Raw genomic sequence first — 19,222 nt, forward strand, 5'->3', positions numbered from 1 at the left:
GGTCACATCATTCCGGGGAGGTGGCTCACGACGAGGTCGAGCAGCTTGATCCCGAGAAACGGGGCCACGATGCCGCCCAGGCCGTAGACCCAGATGTTGCGCCGCAGCAGGGCGGTGCTGCCGACGGCGCGGTAGCGGACCCCCCTCAGCGACAGGGGAATCAACGCGATGATGATGAGCGCGTTGAAGATGACGGCGGAGGTGATGGCCGACCTGGGTGAGGCGAGGCCCATGACGTTGAGCGCGCCCAGGCCGGGGAAGATCACGACGAACATCGCCGGGATGATCGCGAAGTACTTCGCGATGTCGTTGGCGATCGAGAAGGTCGTCAGCGCGCCTCTGGTGATGAGCAGCTGCTTGCCGATCGAGACGATGTCGATGAGCTTGGTCGGGTCGGAGTCGAGGTCGACCATGTTGGCCGCCTCCTTGGCCGCGGACGTGCCGGTGTTCATCGCCACGCCGACGTCGCTCTGGGCCAGGGCAGGGGCGTCGTTGGTGCCGTCGCCCGTCATCGCGATGAGCCGACCGCCGTGCTGCTCCTGCTTGATCAGGGCCATCTTGTCCTCGGGGGTGGCCTCGGCGAGGAAGTCGTCGACGCCCGCCTCCGCCGCGATCGACTTGGCCGTCAGGGGGTTGTCCCCGGTGACCATGACGGTCTTGATGCCCATGGCCCGCAGCTGCGCGAACCGGTCACTCATACCTGGTTTGACGACGTCCTTGAGGTGGATGACGCCTAGGACGCGTGGGGCCCGGCCGGGCTCGTGCACCGCGACGACGAGGGGAGTGCCCCCGGAGGAGGCGATCCCGTCGACCACGGTCGTGACACCCGTGGCCAGCTCGCCGCCGTTGCCCCGCACCCAGCGGGCGACGGAGTCGGCCGCACCCTTGCGATAGGCGGTCCCGTCGGGGAGGTCGACGCCCGACATGCGCGTCGTCGCGCTGAACTCCACGAAGGACGCGCCGTCCCGGGGGAGTCGGTCGAGGTCGCTGCGGGCCTTGTCGTCCAGGGAGCTCGCGGCCAGCTCGACGATCGAGCGCCCCTCCGGGGTCTCGTCGGCGAGCGAGGAGATGTAGGCGGCGCGGTTGACCTGCACGCTCTCGAGCCCCGGGGCGGCCAGCAGCTCCGTGGCCCGCCGGTTGCCGAAGGTGATGGTGCCGGTCTTGTCGAGCAGCAGGGTCGACACGTCGCCGGCGGCCTCGACGGCGCGCCCGGACATGGCGAGCACGTTGTGCTGCACCAGGCGGTCCATGCCGGCGATGCCGATGGCCGACAACAGCGCGCCGATGGTCGTCGGGATGAGGCACACGAGCAGGGCGACGAGCACGACGGGCGACTGGGCCTGCCCGGAGTAGACCGCCATCGGCTGCATCGCCATCACGGCCAGCAGGAAGATGATCGTCAGCACCGTGAGCAGGATCGTCAGGGCGATCTCGTTCGGCGTCTTCTGCCGCGACGCACCTTCGACGAGGGCGATCATCCGGTCGATGAAGGTCTCGCCCGGCTTGGTCGTGATGCGCACCGTGATGCCGTCGGAGAGCACCGTGGTCCCGCCGGTGACGGCGCTCCGGTCGCCGCCGGACTCGCGGATGACCGGGGCGGACTCGCCGGTGATGGCGGACTCGTCGACCGTCGCCATCCCCTCGATGACGTCGCCGTCGCCGGGGATGACCTCGTGGGGTCGCACGACGACGACGTCACCGATTCGCAGGTCGGAGGCGGCGACCGTCTCGAGCGAGCCGTCGTCGTCGAGCCGGCGCTGGGCGGTGGTGGTCCTGCGCGCAGCCCGCAGGGTGGCGGCCTGGGCCTTGCCGCGGCCCTCGGCGACGGCTTCGGCCATGTTGGCGAAGAGCACGGTGGCCCAGAGCCAGATGGTCACGGCCCAGGCGAACCACGACGGTTGGACGAGGGCCTGGACGGTGGTCACCACCGAGCCGACCCACACGACGAACATGACGGGGCTGTGCCACACGTGTCGTGGGTCGAGCTTGGCGACGGCCTGGGGGAAGGTGGCGACGAGCTGCCGGCCCAGCTGCCCGTACGAGGTGGTGGCCCGCCCTGGACGGATCAGCTCCGCACCGGCCGGGTCACGTCGGGGGCGACGTCCGTGCCGTTCGGGGTTACCGGGCTCTTCACGCTGCGTGGGAGCGGCGCCGGCAGTGGTGGTCGTGGACGACCGGGTCATGAGAGTGCCTCCGCGAGGGGACCGAGGGCCAGCGCCGGGAAGAAGGTGAGCCCGCCGACGATGACGGCCACCCCGACGAACAGGCCCACGAAGGTGGGGGTGTGGGTGGGTAGGGTGCCCGCGGTCACCGGCCGGCGACGCTGGGCCACGAAGGAGCCCGCGAGCGCGAGCACGAGCACGATGGGGACGAAACGGCCCAGGAACATGCACAGCGCGAGCGTGAGGTTGAGGTAGGGCGTGTCGGCTGAGAGCCCGGCGAAGGCGCTGCCGTTGTTGTTGGCGGCGGAGGTGTACGCGTACATCACCTCCGTGAGGCCGTGCGGTCCGGTGGCGAGCATCTGCGACGACACGAGGGGCGCGACGATGCCGATGCCGGTGAAGACGAGCACGAGGAAGGGCATGACGAGCACGGCGAGTGCCACCAGCGTGATCTCGCGGCGCCCGACCTGCTTGCCGAGCAGCTCGGGGGTGCGCCCGACCATGAGACCGGCGAGGAACACCGCGAGGACGGCGACGAGCAGCGCGCTGTAGAGCCCGGTGCCGACACCACCGGGGGAGAGCTCACCGAGCATCATGTTGAAGAGGGCGCCGCCGCCACCGAGGGCCGAGAAGCTCTCGTGCATCGAGTCGACGGCGCCGGTCGAGGTGGCCGTTGTGCTGCTGGCGAAGAGGGCCGAGGGCCACACGCCGAAGCGCAGCTCCTTGCCCTCCATGCCGCCGAGCGGGCCCGTCGCCGCGTGCACCTCGGCCCAGGTGACGGCGGCGAGCATCAGGCACCACAGGGTCGCCATGAAACCGAGCACGGTCCAGCCCTGGCGCCGGTCGCCGACCATGACACCGTAGGTGCGCGGCAGCGAGAAGGGGATGACGAGGAGCAGGAAGACTTCGACGAGGTTGGTGAGCGGGCTGGGATTCTCGAACGGGTGGGCGGAGTTCGCGTTGAAGTAGCCGCCGCCGTTGGTCCCCAGCTCCTTGATGGCCTCCTGCGAGGCGACGAGGCCGCCCTGGACGACCTGGTGGCCGCCCGAGAGCGTCGCGACGGCCGTCGGCTCGGCAAGGTTCTGGACCACGCCGCCGAGCAGCAGCACGACGGCGGCCACCACCGCGAGGGGCAGGATGACGCGGACGAGGCCGCGCGTCAGGTCGACCCAGAAGTTGCCGAGGGTCGTGCCGGTGGAGCGCGCGAGACCGCGCACCAGCGCAACGGCAACGGCCAGCCCGACGGCGGGGGAGGCGAAGTTCTGGACGGTGAGCCCGACGGTCTGCACGAGCGGCGACGTCCCGAACTCACCGGCATACGACTGCCAGTTGGTGTTCGTGACGAACGAGACCGCAGTGTTGAGGGCCGTGTCCACGTGCATCGTGGCGCCACGGGCGAACGGCAGCACGCCCTGCAGGACGATCATGAGGAACAGCAGCGCGACCCCGACGACCGAGAACGCGACGACGGCGACGGCATACGTCGGCCACCGCTGCTCGGAAGCGGGGTCGACGCGGACGAGGCGGTAGACGAGCCGCTCTGCCGTCCAGTGCTTCTCGTCGGTGAAGACCCTCGCCATCCAGTTCCCGAGCGGCACGTGCACGATCGCGAGGGCGGCGACGAGGACGGCGATGGTGAGCAGCCCGCTGAGCGTGTCGCTCATCAGAAGCGGTCCGCGTGCAGCAGGACGTGGACGAGGTAGGCGAGCAGGCCGAGCGCCACGAGGCCCAGGAGGATGTCGGTGACCATGGGTCAGTCCTATGCCCGGCCGCGGCGGCCACCTGCGGGGTTGATGCCCGGCTGACGGGGCCTTGACGGCTTCTTGACGGCGGCCAGGCGCGGTGCCGGGATAGGCTCCCTCGCGTGACTGCGTCGCTGGAGCTGTGGCCGCCAACGCCGCGAGGGAGTGCTCCCTCGCGGCTCGACCGCGTCCGGCGCAAGATCGCCGAGCTGCCGTGCGCCCTGCTGCTCTTCGCCCAGCTGACGGCCCTGCTGACCTATCCCTTCATCGAGACCCGCGCCGTCGACGTGCGCGAGACCGGCCGTGCGGTCTTCGGCATCATCGGGCTGCTCGTGCTCTTCCTCGCGGTTCGGGCCGTGCGCGCGACGCCGGCCCTGACGTGGATCGCGGTGCTGCTCGGCGGACCGGTGGTGCTGCTCACCGTGGCCGAGGCGATCTGGCCGTTGAACGACGTCGTCGCCTTCTGGAGCGCCCTGCTTCACGCGCTCTTCTACCTCTACACGGCCTACGGCCTGATCCGCTACATGTTCGCCGACAACTGGGTGACCCGCGACGAGCTCTATGCCACCGGGGCGACGTTCACCGTGGTGGCCTGGGGCTTCGCCTACCTCTACTCCGCCGTCCAACTGGTGTGGGGCCACTCCTTCACGATCTACGGCGAGGCCGACCCGGGGACGCGCACCTGGTTCGAGCTGCTCTACCTGTCCATCACCACGATGACCTCGACCGGCCTGTCCGACATCATCGCCGTCGAGGCGCACGCTCGGGCTTTCGTCCTGCTCCAGCAGATCGTCGGCATGCTCTACGTCGCGCTCGTCGTGGCCCGCCTCGTCGGCCTCACGATCGCCCGCTTCCGCCAGTAGGGTGCTGCCCCGCCGCGGACGTATGCCGTGTGCCCGGTGAAGCGCGGACGCCGCGCCGACGCCGGGGTTAGCCTACGAAGGCGGTCGAGGTTCGAGGGGAACGCGACCGCAGACGCGACCGGCGGCATGCGGGAGGCCGGCGATGGGCAAGAAGCACAAGGGGCGGGGCGCGAAGGCGCAGGCCGCGGAACAGCAGCCGCGCGGGCCCACGGCGGACCGCGAGCGGGGCCAGCGCGGTCACAGGCTCCCGCGCCGGACCTACGAGTCCGAGCTGGCCGTGCTCCACGGGGAGCTCGTGGCCATGCAGGAGTGGGTCAGGGCGACGGGGGCCAAGGTCTGCATCGTCTTCGAGGGGCGTGACACCGCCGGCAAGGGCGGCACCATCAAGCGGCTCGTCGAGCGGGTGAGCCCCCGGGTCTTCCGCGTCGTGGCCCTGCCGGCACCCACCGAGCGGGAGCGGTCGCAGATGTACATCCAGCGGTACATCAGGCACTTCCCGGCCGCCGGCGAGGTCGTCGTCTTCGACCGGAGCTGGTACAACCGGGCCGGGGTGGAGCGTGTCATGGGCTTCTGCACACCGGCGCAGACCGACCGCTTCCTCGAGCAGGTCGCCGCGGTCGAGAAGGCGATGACCGACTCGGGGATCCTCCTGCTGAAGTACTGGCTCGAGGTCGGACCCGAGGAGCAGACCCGTCGGATCGAGAGCCGGATCCACGACCCCCGAAAGGTCTGGAAGCTCTCGCCGATGGACCTCGAGTCCTACGGCCGGTGGTACGACTACTCCCGCGCTCGCGACGCCATGTTCGCCGCCTCGGACACCCCGTGGGCCCCGTGGTTCGTCGCGAACACCGACGACAAGCGGCGCGGCCGCCTCAACATCATCAGCCACCTGCTGAGCCAGGTGCCCTACGAGCCGCTGGAGCTCCAGGAGGTCGAGCTGCCGGAACGCCAGGACGCCGGCGACTACCAGCCGCCGACCCTGCCGCCGCGCGCCATCCCCACACCGTTCTGACGGCTGGTCGTCCAGAGCCGCCCGTCGTCCCAGGGAGGAACCGATGTCCCAGAAGGTGAGTGCCGAGACGGTCACCGCCCAGCCGGAGGGGACCGTGGCCTGGTGGACCCTGACGGTCGACGAGGCCGCGCACCGGCTGGAGGTCGACGTGGCCGGGGGCCTGACGCAGGAGCAGGCGCAGGACCGCCTCGCCGCCTCCGGGCCCAACGTGATCGCCGAGGAGGAGCCGGAGCCGGTGTGGCGGCAGTTCCTCAGGCACTACGGCGACTACATGCAGATCGTGCTCGTCGTGGCGGCCGTCGTGAGCCTGCTGATCGGCGAGTGGGGCACTGCCATCGGACTCGCCCTGCTGACCCTGTTCAACGCCTGGCTGGGATACCACCAGGAGGGCAAGGCCCACGCCGCAGCATCGGCCCTCGGGGCCATGTTGCAGGCGGTCGCCAAGGTGCGCCGCGGCGGTTCCGTCCTCGAGATCCCCGCCGAGGAGATCGTGCCCGGTGACGTCGTGCTGGTCGACGCGGGTGACCGGGTCCCGGCAGACGGCAGGGTCGTCGTCGCCGCCACGCTGCAGATCGAGGAGGGAGCCCTGACCGGAGAGAGCCTGGCCGTCGAGAAGGGCACCGAGCCGCTGCCCGTGGCCGCCGTGGCGATCGGCGACCGGACGTGCATGGCCTTCATGAACACGAACGTGACCCGCGGTCACGGCGAGATCCTCGTGACCACCACGGGCATGGGCTCGGAGGTCGGGCACATCGCTCACCTGCTGGCGGGCCAGAAGGCCGAGAAGACGCCCCTGACCAAGCAGGTCGACCGGCTCACCGTCTTCATCATCGCCGCGGCGCTCTTCGCCTTCGTCGCGATCCTCGTCCTGGGGCTCGTCCAGGGCGAGTCCTTCACGGCGCTCTTCGGCATCGGCGTGGCGCTGGCTGTCGGGTCCATCCCCGACGCCCTTCCCGCCGTCGTGACGACCATCCTGTCGGTGGGGTCGGTGAACATGGCCCGCCGGCACGCGATCATGAAGGTGCTGCCCGCCGTCGAGACCCTGGGCTCCACCTCTGCCATCAACTCCGACAAAACCGGCACGTTGACCCGCAACGAGATGACCGTCCGTGAGCTGACGACAGTGGCGCACCACTACACGGTCAGCGGCGAGGGCTACGGCTTCGAGGGCCAGGTGCACCGCACCGCGGGTGACGCGGAGTCGGACCTGGACTACATCTTCTTCCCCTGTGCGCTCTGCCAGGACGCCGACATCCAGGAGGGCGCCGTCGTCGGCGACCCCACCGAGGGTGCCCTCTACGTGCTGGCGGAGAAGGGCGGCATCGACGTGCGGCAGTTCCGCCAGAGCCACCCGCGCATCGCGACGCTGCCGTTCGACTCCGACTACAAGTTCATGGCGACGTTCCACGAGATGCCCGGGGGCAATGGGCGACCCGTGGTGCGGGCCTACGTCAAGGGCGCGCCGGACGTGGTCCTGGAGCGGTCCACGAGTGCCCGGATGCCCGGGGGAGTGAGTCAGGCGCTGACCGTCGAGACCCGCGCGAAGGTCTCCGCCGAGAACGAGCGCATCGCCGCGCAGGGAAGGCGGGTCCTGGCCTTCGCCCAGCGAGAGTTCGACCCGGCCACCTTCGACCCGTCAGCCGACCTGATGCCGCTGATGCAGGATCTCGAGATGGTGGCCCTCGTCGGAGAGGTGGACCCGCCCCGGGCCGAGGCGAAGAAGGCCGTCGCGGAGGCGAAGCGGGCCGGGATCCGGGTCCGCATGATCACCGGGGACCACGCCGTCACCGCTGCCGCGATCGCCGAGGAGCTCGGCATCGAGGGCCGGACCATGACCGGCGCCGAGTTCGCGGCGCTCGACGACGAGCAGGCGGCCCGGCAGGTCGAGGAGCTCGGCGTGATCGCGAGGGTGGCTCCCGAGCACAAGGTGAGGCTGGTCGAGGTGCTCCGGCGCAACGGCCACGTCGTGGCGATGACGGGGGACGGCGTCAACGACGCCCCGGCGATCGGGGCCGCAGACATCGGCATCGCCATGGGCATCACCGGCACGGACGTCGCCAAGGGCGCCGCCAAGATGATCCTCGCCGACGACAACTTCGCCACCATCGTGGCCGCGGTCGAGGAGGGGCGGTCGGTCTACGACAACCTGCAGAAGTTCCTGCGGATCCAGATCGCGAACCTCTTCATGTTCATCCTCGCGTTCCTGGGGTCGAGCCTGTTCCGGGTCGCCGGCACCGCGCTGCTGATCCCCTCCCAGGTGCTGTGGATCCACATGGCGGTGGTGGCCCCCCTCGGCGCCGTGATGGGCCTGGACGTGGCCAACCCGGGGATCATGCACAGACCGCCCCGGCCCTCCGACGAGCCGATCATCGTCAGGTCGATGATGGTGCGGCTCCTGGTCAACGGCCTCTACATGGCTGCCGCGACCCTCGTGCTGGTGCAGATCGGCAAGACCACCTACGGCTCGCTCCAGGTCGGGCAGACCATGGCGCTGGTCGGGCTGTCCCTCATGAACGCCTTCCTCGCCCTCAACCTTCGCTTCCCCGAGGACAGCGCGTTCGGCAGCGCGACACTCTCGAACCCGAAGCTGCTGTGGGCGCTGGGCTGGACCGTTGTCAGTGCCATGCTCATCACCCAGATGCGCGTGTTGCAGGACCTCTTCGACACCGTCCCGCTGACCGGGCGGCAGTGGGCGATCGTGCTGGTCCCCGGGGTCCTGCTGCTGCTCCTCGGCGAGCTCTACAAGCTGGCGTTGCGCGCCCGTCGCGGGTCCGATGCGGTCACCGTTCCCGCCGAGGCCGGGGCGTCGCCGGTGGCCTGACGCTGCTGCGGGGCGCCCTCCGTCGCGACACCGGGGCGGGCGCGGGCCACCATCCAGGCCGTGACGCGTTCGAGGACCGCCGGCTCGACCGGCCGGCGAACGTCTTCCTTGTAGGCGCGCAGCGACGCCGGACCCGACTGGGTGCGCAGCACGTGTGAGACGTCCGGTGCGCACCAGGTGTCGATGGGGCCCGGGACGAGCGCGGCGACGACGTGGAGGTCGGCCGGGTCGACCTGCAGGTCCTTGCTGCCGGTCACGGCCAGCACGGGCACGGTCAGGGCCCGCAGGTCCTGGCGCGGGTCGTGGTCGAGGAACTCGCGGAACCACTTGGCGTTGATGGTCGCGCCCCCGATGCGGGCGACGTCGGTCGTGGTCGCGCGGATCCGGTCGTGGTTGCGCGAGACCTTCGCGACGACGTCGACCCGCATCAGGCGCAGGATGGCGCGGACGGGCGCCGGCAGGGTGGGCAGCACCGCGGAGGTCTGCCAGCGCAGCACGACGTCACCGGGCACGGCGGCCAGCGAGAGCAGCACGATGCCGGCCGGGCGGGGCCCGGCGCCCTGTGCGAGCAGCCGGGCACCGACGTGGGCCACCAGGGTGGCGCCCTCGGAGTGCCCGACGAGGAAGAGCCGGGAGGCGTCGACCTCGGGCCGGCCGGCCAGGGCGGCGTACGCGGCGGCGACGTCGTCGGCGTTGTCGAAGAGGCCGACCCGCTTCCAGGCGTGCTTGCCCTCGGTGCTGCCGTCGCGCAGCAGCCTGCTCCCGCCCACGCCGCGCTTGTCGTAGCGCAGCGAGGCGATGCCGGCCTCGGCGAGTGCGTCGGCGAGCTGCCGGGTGGAGTCGATGGCCAGCTGCGGGGCGTTGGAGTCCCGGTCGACGGGACCGGAGCCGCTGACGAGGACCGCCGCGGGGAAGGGGCCCGGGCCGTCCGGCACGACCAGCGCCGCAGCCAGGTCACGGTCCGGTCCGGCGAAGCGCAGCTCGACCGCGCGGGCCGAGCGGGCTGCGCCGCCCGCGGAGGTGCTCACAGCGCGGTCCGGATGCGGGCGGCGAGCGCGTCGGCGTCGTCGTCGCCGAGCAGGACCGAGGCGAGGTCCTGGCCGGTCAGGGTGAGCCTGACACCACGCTGGCCACGGCCGGCCACGACGAACTCCGAGCCGTTCCTGGTGCGCCACGTGCCGACCTTGCGCACTCCCGGCAGGGCGAGGCCCGGCGCGCGCAGCCCGTGGGCCGCCGCGAGGGCATCCGGCACGACGTCGACGGCGCGGATGGCAGCCAGGGGGATGGTGATGTCGCCGTGGAGTCCGGCGACTTTTTCCGCGCGGGTGAGCTCGACGGTGAGCTGCGAGGAGGTCAGGTGTACAGCGCTCATGAGACGAAGTATTCTCATGAGTGAAACCAATGTCAACTATGAGAATGGATAGCCCGTGAGAGATCGACGATGACCTCGGCCGAACTGCTCCTGCACCCGGTCCGCCTGCGGGTCGTGCAGGCCTTCCTCGGGGACCGGGCCCTGACGACCAGCCAGCTGCGCGAGCTGCTGCCGGACGTCTCCACCGCGACCCTCTACCGGCAGGTGTCCACGCTGGCCGATGCCGGCCTGCTCGAGGTCGTCGAGGAGCGGAAGGTGCGCGGCGCCACCGAGCGCACCTACCGGCTGCGCACCGAGGCCGCCCACGTCGGTCCCGCGGAGGCCCGCCGGCTCTCGCCCGACGAGCACCGCCAGGCGTTCACCACCTTCGTCGCGGGCGTCCTCGACGACTTCGACCACTACCTGGCCGGGCCCGACGTGGACCTCGGCCGCGATGGCGCCGGCTACCGGAAAGCTGCCCTCTACCTCACCGACGAGGAGCTGCTGGACCTCGTCACCGACCTGCGCGAGGTGGTGTCGCGGCGGATGTCGCTGCCACCGGAGGGGCGCACCCGTCGCCTGCTGACGACGGTCCTGATGCCGGGGGAGTGAGCCCGGGGTCACCCCGGCGCCGGCGTGGAGGGGTCGGCCCAGATGTCGAGGGGGACCGCCCGGATGCTCCGGCCGTCCGCGCCCAGCGCCCGACCCATCCGTTTGATGGACCGCAGCACCATGGACCGGTCGAGGATGGCCATGCGGGGCACCTCCGCGGCCAGCCGCGCCTCCACGAGGGCCAGCTCGTGCAGTGAGTGCGTCGTGAGGGCCAGCATGAGGTTGGGCCTGCCGCCGGAGATGCGCCAGCACACCCGGATGCCGGGGAGGCGCCGGAGCGCCATGGCCACCGCGTCCACGTCGCCGGCATCGGCGTAGGCCCAGAGCCAGCTGATCACCGGCCATCCCGAGTCGGGCAGCGCCATGTCACAGCGCAGGACCACCCGCCCGTTGTCGACCAGCCCCGCGAGACGTCGACGCACGGTGCTCTCGCTGAGCCCGGCGCGGGCTGCGATCGTCGCCACCGGCATACGCCCGTCCTCGCCGAGCAGCAGCGTCACCTTCCGGTCGACGGCGTCGAAGGGGCGGGCGAGGTCCGCGTGCTCCGAGGTCAGGCCGTCGACGCGGGGCGACCGGGCCCGCATCATGATCGCGCGCTGCCGGGAGTCGAGGACGTGCAGCTGCCAGTGGTCTCCCATCGAGTAGACCTTCGTCACCGCGTGGCTACTCGTGGCGACGACTCCGGGGATGGAGCCGAGGGACTCGAGCAGGAAGCGGGACAGGAAGGCGAGGTCCTTCACCTCGACGAGGACCGTCAGCGACCGGGGACCGCTGGTGTGCTCGACGCTCAGGACGTGGGGGAGCTCGGTGACCCGCGCCGCGATGGCAAGGGTCTCGGCGGCAGTGCAGCTCAGCTCGATCACCGCGAGGCACGACTCGGGCAGTCCCTGCCCGGCCGCCCGGCCCGAGACCCAGGCGATGCCGGCCGACGACAGGCGCTGCCAACGACGCGCGACCGTGACCGGGTCGACGCCCAGGGCCGACGCCACGAGCGTCCACGAGGCGCGCGGCTCCAGTTGCAGGCAGTTGACGATCGCCAGGTCCACCTCGTCCACGGCTATGGCGGAATCCTGCGCAGTCTCAGCAGTCGTCGCGTGATCCTGCGCCGGAGCGCCTCTCGTCGGCATGGCTGACATGGTGTCCTCAGGAATGGAACGCCGCAAATGCCGCGGCTGCCCTCGCGACACCGGTGGCGTGCGCCGACCGTCGCCGCGCCGATCCCTTACCCCCTGGAGCTGTCGTATGCCGCCCGAGACCACCGCTGCCGAGACCGCCGCCTCTGCGGGGGAGGCCCATGCCGGGACGCCCGGCCTCGAGTGGATCCTTCGGCTCCTGCGCATCGACACGACGAGCCGCAACAGCAACCTCGAGGTCATCGACCTGCTGGCCGCTGAGGTCCGCGCCCACGGCGTCGAGCCCGTGATCATCCCCAACGAGGACGGCACCAAGGCCAACCTGCTGGCGACCTTCCCCGCGGCCGACGGCACCACGACCGGTGGGATCGTGCTGTCTGGCCACACGGACGTCGTGCCCGTGGACGGGCAGGACTGGGCGAGCGAGCCGTTCGTCCCCGAGGTGCGCGACGGCCGCCTGTACGGCCGCGGCACCTGTGACATGAAGGGCTTCGTGGGCTCGGTCGCCGCGAAGATGCAGCAGTTGGCCGACACGCCCCTGCGCGAGCCCGTGCACCTCGCCTTCTCCTATGACGAGGAGGTCGGCTGCGTGGGCGCCATCTCCCTCGTCGACGAGATCGTCCGACGTGGGCTCGAGCCCCGCGCCTGCATCGTCGGCGAGCCGACGAGCATGCGTGTCATCCGCGGGCACAAGGCCCTGACGATGATCCGCATGACGCTGCACGGCGTCGCCGCGCACTCCTCGCGGACTCCCTTCGGCGTCAACGCGATCGAGTATGCCGCGCTCCTGGTGCGCTTTGTGCGCGAGGTGGCCGACGAGTTCCGCACCCAAGGTCCGTTCGACGAGCACTACGACGTACCGTTCACCACCGCCACCGTCAACCAGATCGAGGGCGGTATCGCCGTCAACACCGTCCCGGCCGAGTGCACGCTCACCTTCGAGTTCCGTGCCGTCGCAGCCGTCGACGTCGAGGCGACCGTCGCCAGGTTCCGGGCCGAGGCCGCCCGCGTCGAGGCGCTGATGCGCGACGAGAACCCGGCGGCACGGGTCGAGGTGTCCATCGGCGCACAGGCTCCGGGCCTCGAGACCGAGGACGACGCGGACGTGATCGAGCTCGTCACCGCGCTCGGGGGGCTCCCGTCGTCGGAGAAGGTCGCCTACGGCACCGAGGCTGGCCTCTTCCAGCGCGCGGGCATCCCGACTGCCGTGTGCGGACCCGGCGACATCGCCCAGGCGCACGCCCCTGACGAGTTCGTCGAGCTCGACCAGCTCGACCGCTGCGACGCCCTCCTCGACAGCCTCCTCACCCACCTCCGTAGCGACCCGCCCGCCGACCTGCCCGCCGACCTGCCCGCCGACTCGCAAGCCTGACCGGCCGTCCCGGCCAAGGAGCACCATGACCGTCCTGACCCACACCCCCTCGGACGTGACGCCCGAGCGCCTCGCCCAGGCCCGCAAGGCCGTGCTCAGCAGCTCGATCGGGGCCGCCCTCGAGTGGTTCGACATCATCGTCTACGCCTCGTTCGCGCTCGTCATCGCGGAGAACTTCTTCCCCGAGACCGACAAGACCCTCGGTCTCATCCTGACCTTCGCGACGTTCGCCATCTCCTACCTGGTGCGGCCGCTCGGCGGCATGCTCATCGGGGGCTACGGCGACCGGCACGGCCGCAAGAAGGCGCTCACCCTGACCCTGCTGCTCATGATGGTGGGCACGCTGCTGATGGCCGCCGCACCCACGCACGCCATGGTCGGCGCCTGGGCCGGTGTCATCATCCTCGTCTCGCGCCTCATCCAAGGTTTCTCCGCAGGCGGCGAGTTCGGCTCCGCCACGACGTTCCTCATCGAGACCGCCCCGCACCGCAAGGCGTACTACGCCTCGTGGCAGGTGGCGAGCCAGGGCATCTCGATGTTCCTCGCCTCCGCCTTCGGCTACGTCCTCTTCAACCAGCTCTCCAAGCAGGACCTCTACTCCTGGGGCTGGCGCATCCCGTTCGTGCTGGGCCTGCTCATCGGCCCGGTGGGCCTCTACATCCGCGCCCGTCTCTCGGAGACCCAGGAGTTCACCGACCGGACGCCGCACGAGGCGCCCATCCGCGCGGCCTTCACCCACCACCTCGGTCGGGTGCTGACCGGCTCCGCCTGCGTCGGCGTCGCGACGATCTCCGTCTACCTCATCCTCTTCATGCCGACGTATGCCGTGAAGAACCTCGGCGTGCCCGCGAGCGCCGCGTACCTCGGCGGTGTCGTCGCCGGGGTCGTCACCATGGTCGGCGTGCCGCTCGTCGGCCGCCTCGCCGACCGGGTCGGCCCCGCGAAGGTGATGGTGTGGGCGGCGCTCGGTGCGCTGGTGCTCGCCTGGCCGCTCTTCGCTGTCGTCATCGCCTCACCGACCGTCCCGGTGCTCGTCGTCGCGATCGGTGTCCTCGGCGTCATCATGGCCTTCTACTTCGGCCCGCTGCCCGCGCTGCTCTCGGTGCTGTTTCCGAGCGACGTTCGAGCCACCGGCGTCTCCGTCACGTACAACATCGGGGTGACGGTCCTGGGCGGCATCGCCCCGCTTGTGCTCACGTGGCTGATCGGCCTCACCGGCTCGCTCAGCGCGCCGAGCTTCTACTACATGGCCGTCGCCGTCATCTCGCTGGTCGGGTTGGCCTTCGCGCGACGCCGCTACGGCGCCGGCTGACGCCACGGGCCTGGATCGGCGGGCTCAGGGTCCGGCGGCGACGATGCGCCGGACCTGCCCGAGGTCGAGGTCGTAGGGGCCGACGCGGGTCAGCACCCACGACGCGCCGCGGTTTAGCCACGGGGTGGGGTCCTGCTCCGGCTTCAGGTCCAGCACCACGTCGAAGCCGGGTGCCGTGCCCTGCGCGGCCAGCTCGTCGGTGAGCACGTCCAGGTCGTCCGGAGTCGCGAGGTCGATGACGAAGAACCCGTCGTACCTCACGGCGCGGCGCACCGGGGCGCGGTTGCCGAACCGTCCCGCCAGCCAGATCGGCACGTCCGGTGCCGGCCGGAAGCGGACGTCACGTGCGGTGTAGTGCTCGCCGACGTGGTGGACCTGCTCGCCGGAGAGCAGGCCGGTGAGGACCTCCAGCCCGTCGTCGAGCATGCGGCCGCGGGCCCTGGGGTCCCCCTCGTCGCCGTAGGCGCTGAACTCGCCCACCCAGTCGTCCCCGAGGCCGAGGCCGAGCACGAAGCGGCCTCCGGAGAGGACCGCCAGGCTGGAGGCCTGTCGGGCCAGGACCTGGGGTCGGCGCCGGGCGAGCGGCGTCACCATCGGCCCGAAGAGCAACCGCTCGGTCCGCATCGCGACCGCGGCGCAGCAGGTCCAGACGTCGGCGATCTCGGTGACGCGCTCGCCGTACTGCAGGTGGTCCCAGACGAAGAAGCCGTCCCAGCCCGCCGCCTCGGCGTCGGCCGCCAGGTCGCCGACCACGCGCGGGTCGGCCAGGGCGTCGAAGGGCGCGACGAAGAGCCCGCGGCGGGTCGTCACGGCGCGGAGCGCTCGCCGTCGAGCTGGGCGTACGTCTGGAGGCTGGGACTGCGCGTCTGCTGCAGGTCACGGGCCACCGCCTCCACGTCGCGCATGACGCGAAGGGTATTGCCGCGTACGAGCTGGGCGACGTCGGCCTCCGACCACGACCTCTCGAGCAGGGCAGCCACGAGGCGGGGATAGCCGCTCACGTCCTCGAGCCCGACGGGGAAGGTGTCGGTGCCGTCGTAGTCACCGCCGATTCCGATGTGGTCGATGCCGGCGACCTCGCGCACGTGCTCGAGGTGCGCGACGACCTGCTCGACGGTGGCGTCCGGCTTGGGGTGCTCGCGCTGCCAGGTGGCGGTGAACCGCCCGAACGCCTCCCAGTCGCGGGCCTCGACGCCGACCTCGGCGGCCGCGGCGGCGGCCTCCACGCGCCACGCCGCGGTGGCGGGGGACACGAACTCGGGCACGAACGTCACCATGCAGACGCCGCCGTTGCCGGGCAGGGCGCCCAGCACGTCGTCGGGGACGTTGCGCGGGGTGTCGCACAGCGCCATTGCGGAGGAGTGGCTGAAGATCACGGGCGCGTCGGTCGTCTCGAGGGCGGCCCGCATCGTCCTGGCGGCGACGTGGCTGAGGTCGACCATCATGCCGAGGCGGTTCATCTCGCGGACGACCTCGCGCCCGAACTCGGTGAGACCCCCGACGACAGGGACGTCCGTCGCCGAGTCGGCCCACGGGGTGTTGTCGTTGTGGGTCAGGGTCATGTACCGCACCCCGAGGGCGTGGAGCATCCGCAGCGCCCCGAGCGAGCACCCGATGGAGTGGCCACCCTCGGCGCCGAGGAGCGACGCGACCCGGCCCGATGCCGAAGCCGCCTCCACCTCGTCGGCGGTGCGTGCGAGGGCCAGCCGGTCGGCATACGCCCCCACCATGCGGTGGACGGCGTCGACCTGCTCGAGCGTCGCGGTCACTGCGGAGTCGCCCTGCAGGGTGCTCGGCACGAACACCGACCAGAACTGGCCGCCGACGCCACCGTCGGCCAGCCGCGGCAGGTCCGTCTGGGTGGTCGTGAGCCGGTCGGCGATGCCGAGCGCGTCGAAGTCGTAACCAGCGAGCTCACGTGCGGCCCAAGGGAGGTCGTTGTGGCCGTCCACGAGCGGGTGGCTGCGCAGCAGCTCCCGTGCCCTCGTGAGCGCGTCGTCGTGGCCGATGGGGGCGGTTGCCGGCATGTCGGCCATTGAACACCCCGCCATCTAGAGTGGACGCATGACCCCTCCCCACCCGAGCGCCGACAAGAGCGTCGCACTCGTCACCCTCGGGTGCACGCGCAACGAGGTCGACTCCGAGGAGCTGGCGGGCCGCCTGCTCGCCGAGGGGTGGCGTCTTGTCGACGACGCGTCCGAGGCCGACGTCGCGGTGGTCAACACCTGCGGCTTCGTCGAGCAGGCCAAGAAGGACTCCATCGACGCGCTCCTCGAGGCCTCCGACCTCAAGGGCGAGGGGCGCACGCAGAAGGTCGTGGCCGTCGGCTGCCTCGCCGAGCGCTACGGCAAGGAGCTGGCCGACCAGCTGCCCGAGGCCGACGCGGTGCTCGGCTTCGACTCCTACCGCGACATGAGCGCCCACCTGCAGACGATCCTCGCGGGCGGGCACGTCGAGAGCCACACGCCCGGCGACCGGCGCACGCTGCTGCCGCTCACGCCGGTCGAGCGCCAGCAGGGCTCGGCCGGGGTGTCCCTGCCCGGACACGGCGACGCGCGCCCCGACCTCGCCGACGCCGCGGTGCCTGTCCCCGCCTCGGGCCCGCGCGTCATCCGCGCCCGCCTCGACGGCCGGCCCTGGGCGCCCCTGAAGATCGCTTCGGGCTGCGACCGGCGCTGCGCCTTCTGCGCCATCCCGATGTTCCGCGGCGCGTTCGTGTCGCGCCGCCCGGCCGACATCGTCGCCGAGGGCCGCTGGCTCGCCGAGCAGGGCGTCAAGGAGCTCTTCCTCGTCTCCGAGAACTCCACCAGCTACGGCAAGGACCTCGGCGACCTCGCCCTGCTCGAGAAGCTGTTGCGCGAGCTGACGGCCATCGAGGGCATCGAGCGGGTCCGCGTCTCCTACCTGCAGCCCGCCGAGATCCGCCCGGGCCTGCTCCGCGCCATGGCCGACACCCCCGGCGTCGTGCCCTACTACGACATCTCCTTCCAGCACGCCTCGGAGCCGCTGCTGCGCTCGATGCGCCGCTTCGGCTCGCGCGAGGCCTTCCTCGACCTGCTCGCCCGGGTGCGCGCCGACGCCCCGCAGGCCGGCATCCGCTGCAACGTCATCGTCGGCTTCCCCGGCGAGACCGAGGCCGACCTCGACGAGCTCGAGGCCTTCCTCACCGAGGCACGCCTCGACGTCGTCGGCGTGTTCGGCTACTCCGACGAGGACGGCACCGAGGCCGAGGGGTATGCCGGACACCTCGCTCCTGAGGTCGTCGCCGAGCGCCTCGACCGCTTCACCCGCCTCGTCGAGGAGCTCAACGCGCAGCGGGCCGAGGAGCGCATCGGCGAGCACGTCGTGGTCCTCGTCGAGGAGATCGACGACGAGGACGGGTCGGTCATCGGTCGCGCCGACTTCCAGGGCCCCGACGTCGACGGGGTCACCATCGTGCAGGTGCCTGACGGGGCGCCGGTTCCCGCAGTGGGCGAGCTCGTCGAGGCCGTCGTCGTCGGCACCGAGGGGATCGACCTGCTCGCGGAGCCGCGATGACGCCACAGACCTTCCACCGGGGGGAGGGGCCGGCGCCCCGTCCCACCGACTGGAACCTGCCGAACGCCCTGACGGTGCTGCGGTTCCTGCTCGTCCCCGTGTATGCCGTGCTGCTGTTCCAGGACGGCGGTTCGGAGCCGTGGTGGCGGTTCTGGGCGTGGGTCGTCTTCGCGCTCGCTGCCGTGACCGACGGCGTGGACGGCAAGCTGGCGCGCCGCCGCGGCGAGATCACCAACTTCGGCAAGGTCGCCGACCCCATCGCCGACAAGGCCCTGACGGGCACCGCCTTCATCGGGCTCTCGGTGCTGGGCGTGGTCTGGTGGTGGGTGACCGTGGTCATCCTCGTGCGCGAGATCGGGATCACCGTGATGCGGTTCGTCGTGATCCGCCACGGCGTCATGCCGGCAGGGCGCGGCGGCAAGCTCAAGACGATGCTGCAGACGCTGTCGCTGGGCGCACTGACCTTCCCGCTGTGGGTGCTGCCCCTCGGCGAGGTGTGGCTGTTCGTGTCCTACGTCGTGCTCGGCGCGGCGCTCGTCCTGACGGTCGTCACGGGGATCGACTACGTGTTCAAGGCCGCCCGGCTGCGCGAGACGAGTGAGCGCACGCGCGCTCGTCGTGCCGCCAAGGACACCGACCCCGTGACCGGTGCCGCGGGGGAGACGACCCCGCCCGGGCGTCCGGCCAACCTGGACTGACATGGCCGCGCCGACTGACGCCCACGCCGGCGAGGACCCCACGCCCGGTGCCCGCCTCGTGGCGCTGCTCACCGGCTCGGGCGAGACCGTGGCGTGCGCCGAGTCGCTCACGGCCGGCCTCGTGTCGGCGACCATCGCCGACACCCCCGGTGCCTCGGTGGTGCTGCTCGGCGGCGTGGTCGCCTACGCCGCGCGCGTCAAGACCCTGCTCCTCGACGTCCCCGCCGAGCTGGTCGCCCGGGTCGGTACCGTCGATCCCGCGGTGGCGGTGGCCATGGCCGAGGGCGTATGCCGCAGGCTCGGGTCCACGTGGGGCCTGGCCACCACCGGGGTGGCGGGCCCCGGACCCAGCGAGGGCAAGCCCGCGGGCACCGTGCACGTCGCGGTGGCCGGTCCGCGGGGAACAGTGACGCGCCCCCTGGAGTTGAACGGGACCAGGGCGCAGATCCGCTCGGCGACCGTCGAGGCCGTCATCCGCCTCGCGGTGGACGAGATCGGCGCCACGACCCGAACCCCTGCCACGCCGTCGGCGGCTCGGGGTACGGTAGGCCTGTCGGGTCACCCCGGCGGTGGCTCTGCTTCCGACCGCACGACACCAGCGACCTGA

17 protein-coding genes are annotated in these 19,222 nt (G+C 71.5%); 9 read left to right on the forward strand and 8 right to left on the reverse strand.

Going from position 1 to position 19,222, the window contains the following annotated elements:
• Nucleotides 1-2: 2 nt before the first annotated feature.
• From kdpB to kdpF, 3 genes are read right to left on the reverse strand one after another with little or no spacing between them, the layout of a single operon-like run.
• Nucleotides 3-2,183 carry a potassium-transporting ATPase subunit KdpB gene (gene kdpB, locus AB0316_RS20730; RefSeq protein WP_366275129.1) on the reverse strand — a complete coding sequence of 727 codons (2,181 nt, stop codon included), beginning with the start codon at nucleotides 2,181-2,183 and terminating at the stop codon, nucleotides 3-5.
• Complete coding sequence (gene kdpA / locus AB0316_RS20735) at nucleotides 2,180-3,826, reverse strand: potassium-transporting ATPase subunit KdpA (protein WP_366275130.1); 1,647 nt, start codon at nucleotides 3,824-3,826, stop codon at nucleotides 2,180-2,182. Before kdpA ends, kdpB begins: the two co-directional genes overlap by 4 nt.
• The gene (gene kdpF, locus AB0316_RS20740; RefSeq protein ID WP_366275185.1) at nucleotides 3,826-3,912 is read right to left on the reverse strand and encodes a K(+)-transporting ATPase subunit F; all 87 of its coding nucleotides are present in this window, start codon (nucleotides 3,910-3,912) and stop codon (nucleotides 3,826-3,828) included. The genes kdpA and kdpF overlap by 1 nt, the downstream gene beginning before the upstream one ends.
• Before the next feature lie 114 nt (nucleotides 3,913-4,026).
• On the opposite strand from kdpF, the gene AB0316_RS20745 reads away from it, so the two are divergent.
• The 3 genes from AB0316_RS20745 (at nucleotide 4,027) to AB0316_RS20755 (ending at nucleotide 8,600) form a co-directional block, all read left to right on the forward strand.
• Nucleotides 4,027-4,767 carry an ion channel gene (locus tag AB0316_RS20745; protein ID WP_366275132.1) on the forward strand — a complete coding sequence of 247 codons (741 nt, stop codon included), beginning with the start codon at nucleotides 4,027-4,029 and terminating at the stop codon, nucleotides 4,765-4,767.
• 142 nt (nucleotides 4,768-4,909) lie between these two features.
• Complete coding sequence (gene ppk2 / locus AB0316_RS20750; protein ID WP_366275134.1) at nucleotides 4,910-5,779, forward strand: polyphosphate kinase 2; 870 nt, start codon at nucleotides 4,910-4,912, stop codon at nucleotides 5,777-5,779.
• 43 nt (nucleotides 5,780-5,822) lie between these two features.
• Nucleotides 5,823-8,600: an HAD-IC family P-type ATPase gene (locus tag AB0316_RS20755; RefSeq protein ID WP_366275136.1), complete on the forward strand. Its 2,778-nt coding sequence runs from the start codon at nucleotides 5,823-5,825 to the stop codon at nucleotides 8,598-8,600.
• On the opposite strand, the gene AB0316_RS20760 is transcribed toward AB0316_RS20755, so the two are convergent.
• Nucleotides 8,519-9,628, reverse strand: coding sequence for an alpha/beta hydrolase (locus AB0316_RS20760; protein ID WP_366275137.1), 1,110 nt, complete (start codon nucleotides 9,626-9,628; stop codon nucleotides 8,519-8,521). The genes AB0316_RS20755 and AB0316_RS20760 overlap by 82 nt on opposite strands.
• Nucleotides 9,625-9,972, reverse strand: a complete 348-nt coding sequence (locus tag AB0316_RS20765; RefSeq protein WP_366275139.1) for a hypothetical protein — start codon at nucleotides 9,970-9,972, stop codon at nucleotides 9,625-9,627. The genes AB0316_RS20760 and AB0316_RS20765 overlap by 4 nt, the downstream gene beginning before the upstream one ends.
• A gap of 69 nt (nucleotides 9,973-10,041) precedes the next feature.
• Between AB0316_RS20765 and AB0316_RS20770 the strand changes: the two genes are divergently transcribed.
• Nucleotides 10,042-10,563 (forward strand): helix-turn-helix domain-containing protein, encoded by a 522-nt coding sequence (locus AB0316_RS20770; RefSeq protein WP_366275141.1) that lies wholly within the window; start codon nucleotides 10,042-10,044, stop codon nucleotides 10,561-10,563.
• 8 nt (nucleotides 10,564-10,571) lie between these two features.
• On the opposite strand, the gene AB0316_RS20775 is transcribed toward AB0316_RS20770, so the two are convergent.
• Nucleotides 10,572-11,618 (reverse strand): AsnC family transcriptional regulator, encoded by a 1,047-nt coding sequence (locus AB0316_RS20775; RefSeq protein ID WP_366275143.1) that lies wholly within the window; start codon nucleotides 11,616-11,618, stop codon nucleotides 10,572-10,574.
• A 187-nt stretch (nucleotides 11,619-11,805) separates the two neighbouring features.
• On the opposite strand from AB0316_RS20775, the gene argE reads away from it, so the two are divergent.
• Entirely contained in the window at nucleotides 11,806-13,068 is a 1,263-nt protein-coding gene (argE, locus tag AB0316_RS20780) for an acetylornithine deacetylase (RefSeq protein ID WP_366275145.1), read from the forward strand.
• Between the two features lie 25 nt (nucleotides 13,069-13,093).
• Complete coding sequence (locus tag AB0316_RS20785; protein WP_366275147.1) at nucleotides 13,094-14,380, forward strand: MFS transporter; 1,287 nt, start codon at nucleotides 13,094-13,096, stop codon at nucleotides 14,378-14,380.
• A gap of 24 nt (nucleotides 14,381-14,404) precedes the next feature.
• On the opposite strand, the gene AB0316_RS20790 is transcribed toward AB0316_RS20785, so the two are convergent.
• Together AB0316_RS20790 and AB0316_RS20795 are read right to left on the reverse strand one after the other, a co-directional pair.
• Nucleotides 14,405-15,190 carry an LLM class flavin-dependent oxidoreductase gene (locus AB0316_RS20790; protein WP_366275149.1) on the reverse strand — a complete coding sequence of 262 codons (786 nt, stop codon included), beginning with the start codon at nucleotides 15,188-15,190 and terminating at the stop codon, nucleotides 14,405-14,407.
• A complete protein-coding gene (locus AB0316_RS20795) occupies nucleotides 15,187-16,407 on the reverse strand; it encodes a dipeptidase (RefSeq protein ID WP_366275150.1) in 1,221 nt (406 codons plus the stop codon). The genes AB0316_RS20790 and AB0316_RS20795 overlap by 4 nt, the downstream gene beginning before the upstream one ends.
• 37 nt (nucleotides 16,408-16,444) lie before the next feature.
• On the opposite strand from AB0316_RS20795, the gene rimO reads away from it, so the two are divergent.
• Genes rimO through AB0316_RS20810 form a run of 3 tightly spaced genes read left to right on the forward strand, consistent with a single transcriptional unit; the run spans nucleotide 16,445 to nucleotide 19,222 of the window.
• Nucleotides 16,445-17,917: a 30S ribosomal protein S12 methylthiotransferase RimO gene (rimO, locus tag AB0316_RS20800; protein ID WP_366275151.1), complete on the forward strand. Its 1,473-nt coding sequence runs from the start codon at nucleotides 16,445-16,447 to the stop codon at nucleotides 17,915-17,917.
• Nucleotides 17,914-18,615, forward strand: a complete 702-nt coding sequence (gene pgsA / locus AB0316_RS20805) for a CDP-diacylglycerol--glycerol-3-phosphate 3-phosphatidyltransferase (RefSeq protein ID WP_366275152.1) — start codon at nucleotides 17,914-17,916, stop codon at nucleotides 18,613-18,615. The genes rimO and pgsA overlap by 4 nt, the downstream gene beginning before the upstream one ends.
• Nucleotide 18,616: 1 nt before the next feature.
• Nucleotides 18,617-19,222 carry a nicotinamide-nucleotide amidohydrolase family protein gene (locus tag AB0316_RS20810; RefSeq protein ID WP_366275154.1) on the forward strand — a complete coding sequence of 202 codons (606 nt, stop codon included), beginning with the start codon at nucleotides 18,617-18,619 and terminating at the stop codon, nucleotides 19,220-19,222.

This window comes from Terrabacter sp. NPDC080008 (assembly GCF_040702505.1).
Lineage (GTDB): Bacteria > Actinomycetota > Actinomycetes > Actinomycetales > Dermatophilaceae > Terrabacter.

Bases quoted from the DNA above. Each gene is read 5' to 3' on its own strand.
- argE (WP_366275145.1), top strand. From the start codon at position 11,806: ATGCCGCCCGAGACCACCGCTGCCGAGACCGCCGCCTCTGCGGGGGAG.
- AB0316_RS20755 (WP_366275136.1), top strand. From the start codon at position 5,823: ATGTCCCAGAAGGTGAGTGCCGAGACGGTCACCGCCCAGCCGGAGGGG.
- kdpF (WP_366275185.1), bottom strand. From the start codon at position 3,912: ATGGTCACCGACATCCTCCTGGGCCTCGTGGCGCTCGGCCTGCTCGCC.
- AB0316_RS20770 (WP_366275141.1), top strand. From the start codon at position 10,042: ATGACCTCGGCCGAACTGCTCCTGCACCCGGTCCGCCTGCGGGTCGTG.
- ppk2 (WP_366275134.1), top strand. From the start codon at position 4,910: ATGGGCAAGAAGCACAAGGGGCGGGGCGCGAAGGCGCAGGCCGCGGAA.
- pgsA (WP_366275152.1), top strand. From the start codon at position 17,914: ATGACGCCACAGACCTTCCACCGGGGGGAGGGGCCGGCGCCCCGTCCC.
- kdpB (WP_366275129.1), bottom strand. From the start codon at position 2,183: ATGACCCGGTCGTCCACGACCACCACTGCCGGCGCCGCTCCCACGCAG.
- kdpA (WP_366275130.1), bottom strand. From the start codon at position 3,826: ATGAGCGACACGCTCAGCGGGCTGCTCACCATCGCCGTCCTCGTCGCC.
- AB0316_RS20765 (WP_366275139.1), bottom strand. From the start codon at position 9,972: ATGAGCGCTGTACACCTGACCTCCTCGCAGCTCACCGTCGAGCTCACC.
- AB0316_RS20785 (WP_366275147.1), top strand. From the start codon at position 13,094: ATGACCGTCCTGACCCACACCCCCTCGGACGTGACGCCCGAGCGCCTC.
- AB0316_RS20810 (WP_366275154.1), top strand. From the start codon at position 18,617: ATGGCCGCGCCGACTGACGCCCACGCCGGCGAGGACCCCACGCCCGGT.
- rimO (WP_366275151.1), top strand. From the start codon at position 16,445: ATGACCCCTCCCCACCCGAGCGCCGACAAGAGCGTCGCACTCGTCACC.
- AB0316_RS20795 (WP_366275150.1), bottom strand. From the start codon at position 16,407: ATGCCGGCAACCGCCCCCATCGGCCACGACGACGCGCTCACGAGGGCA.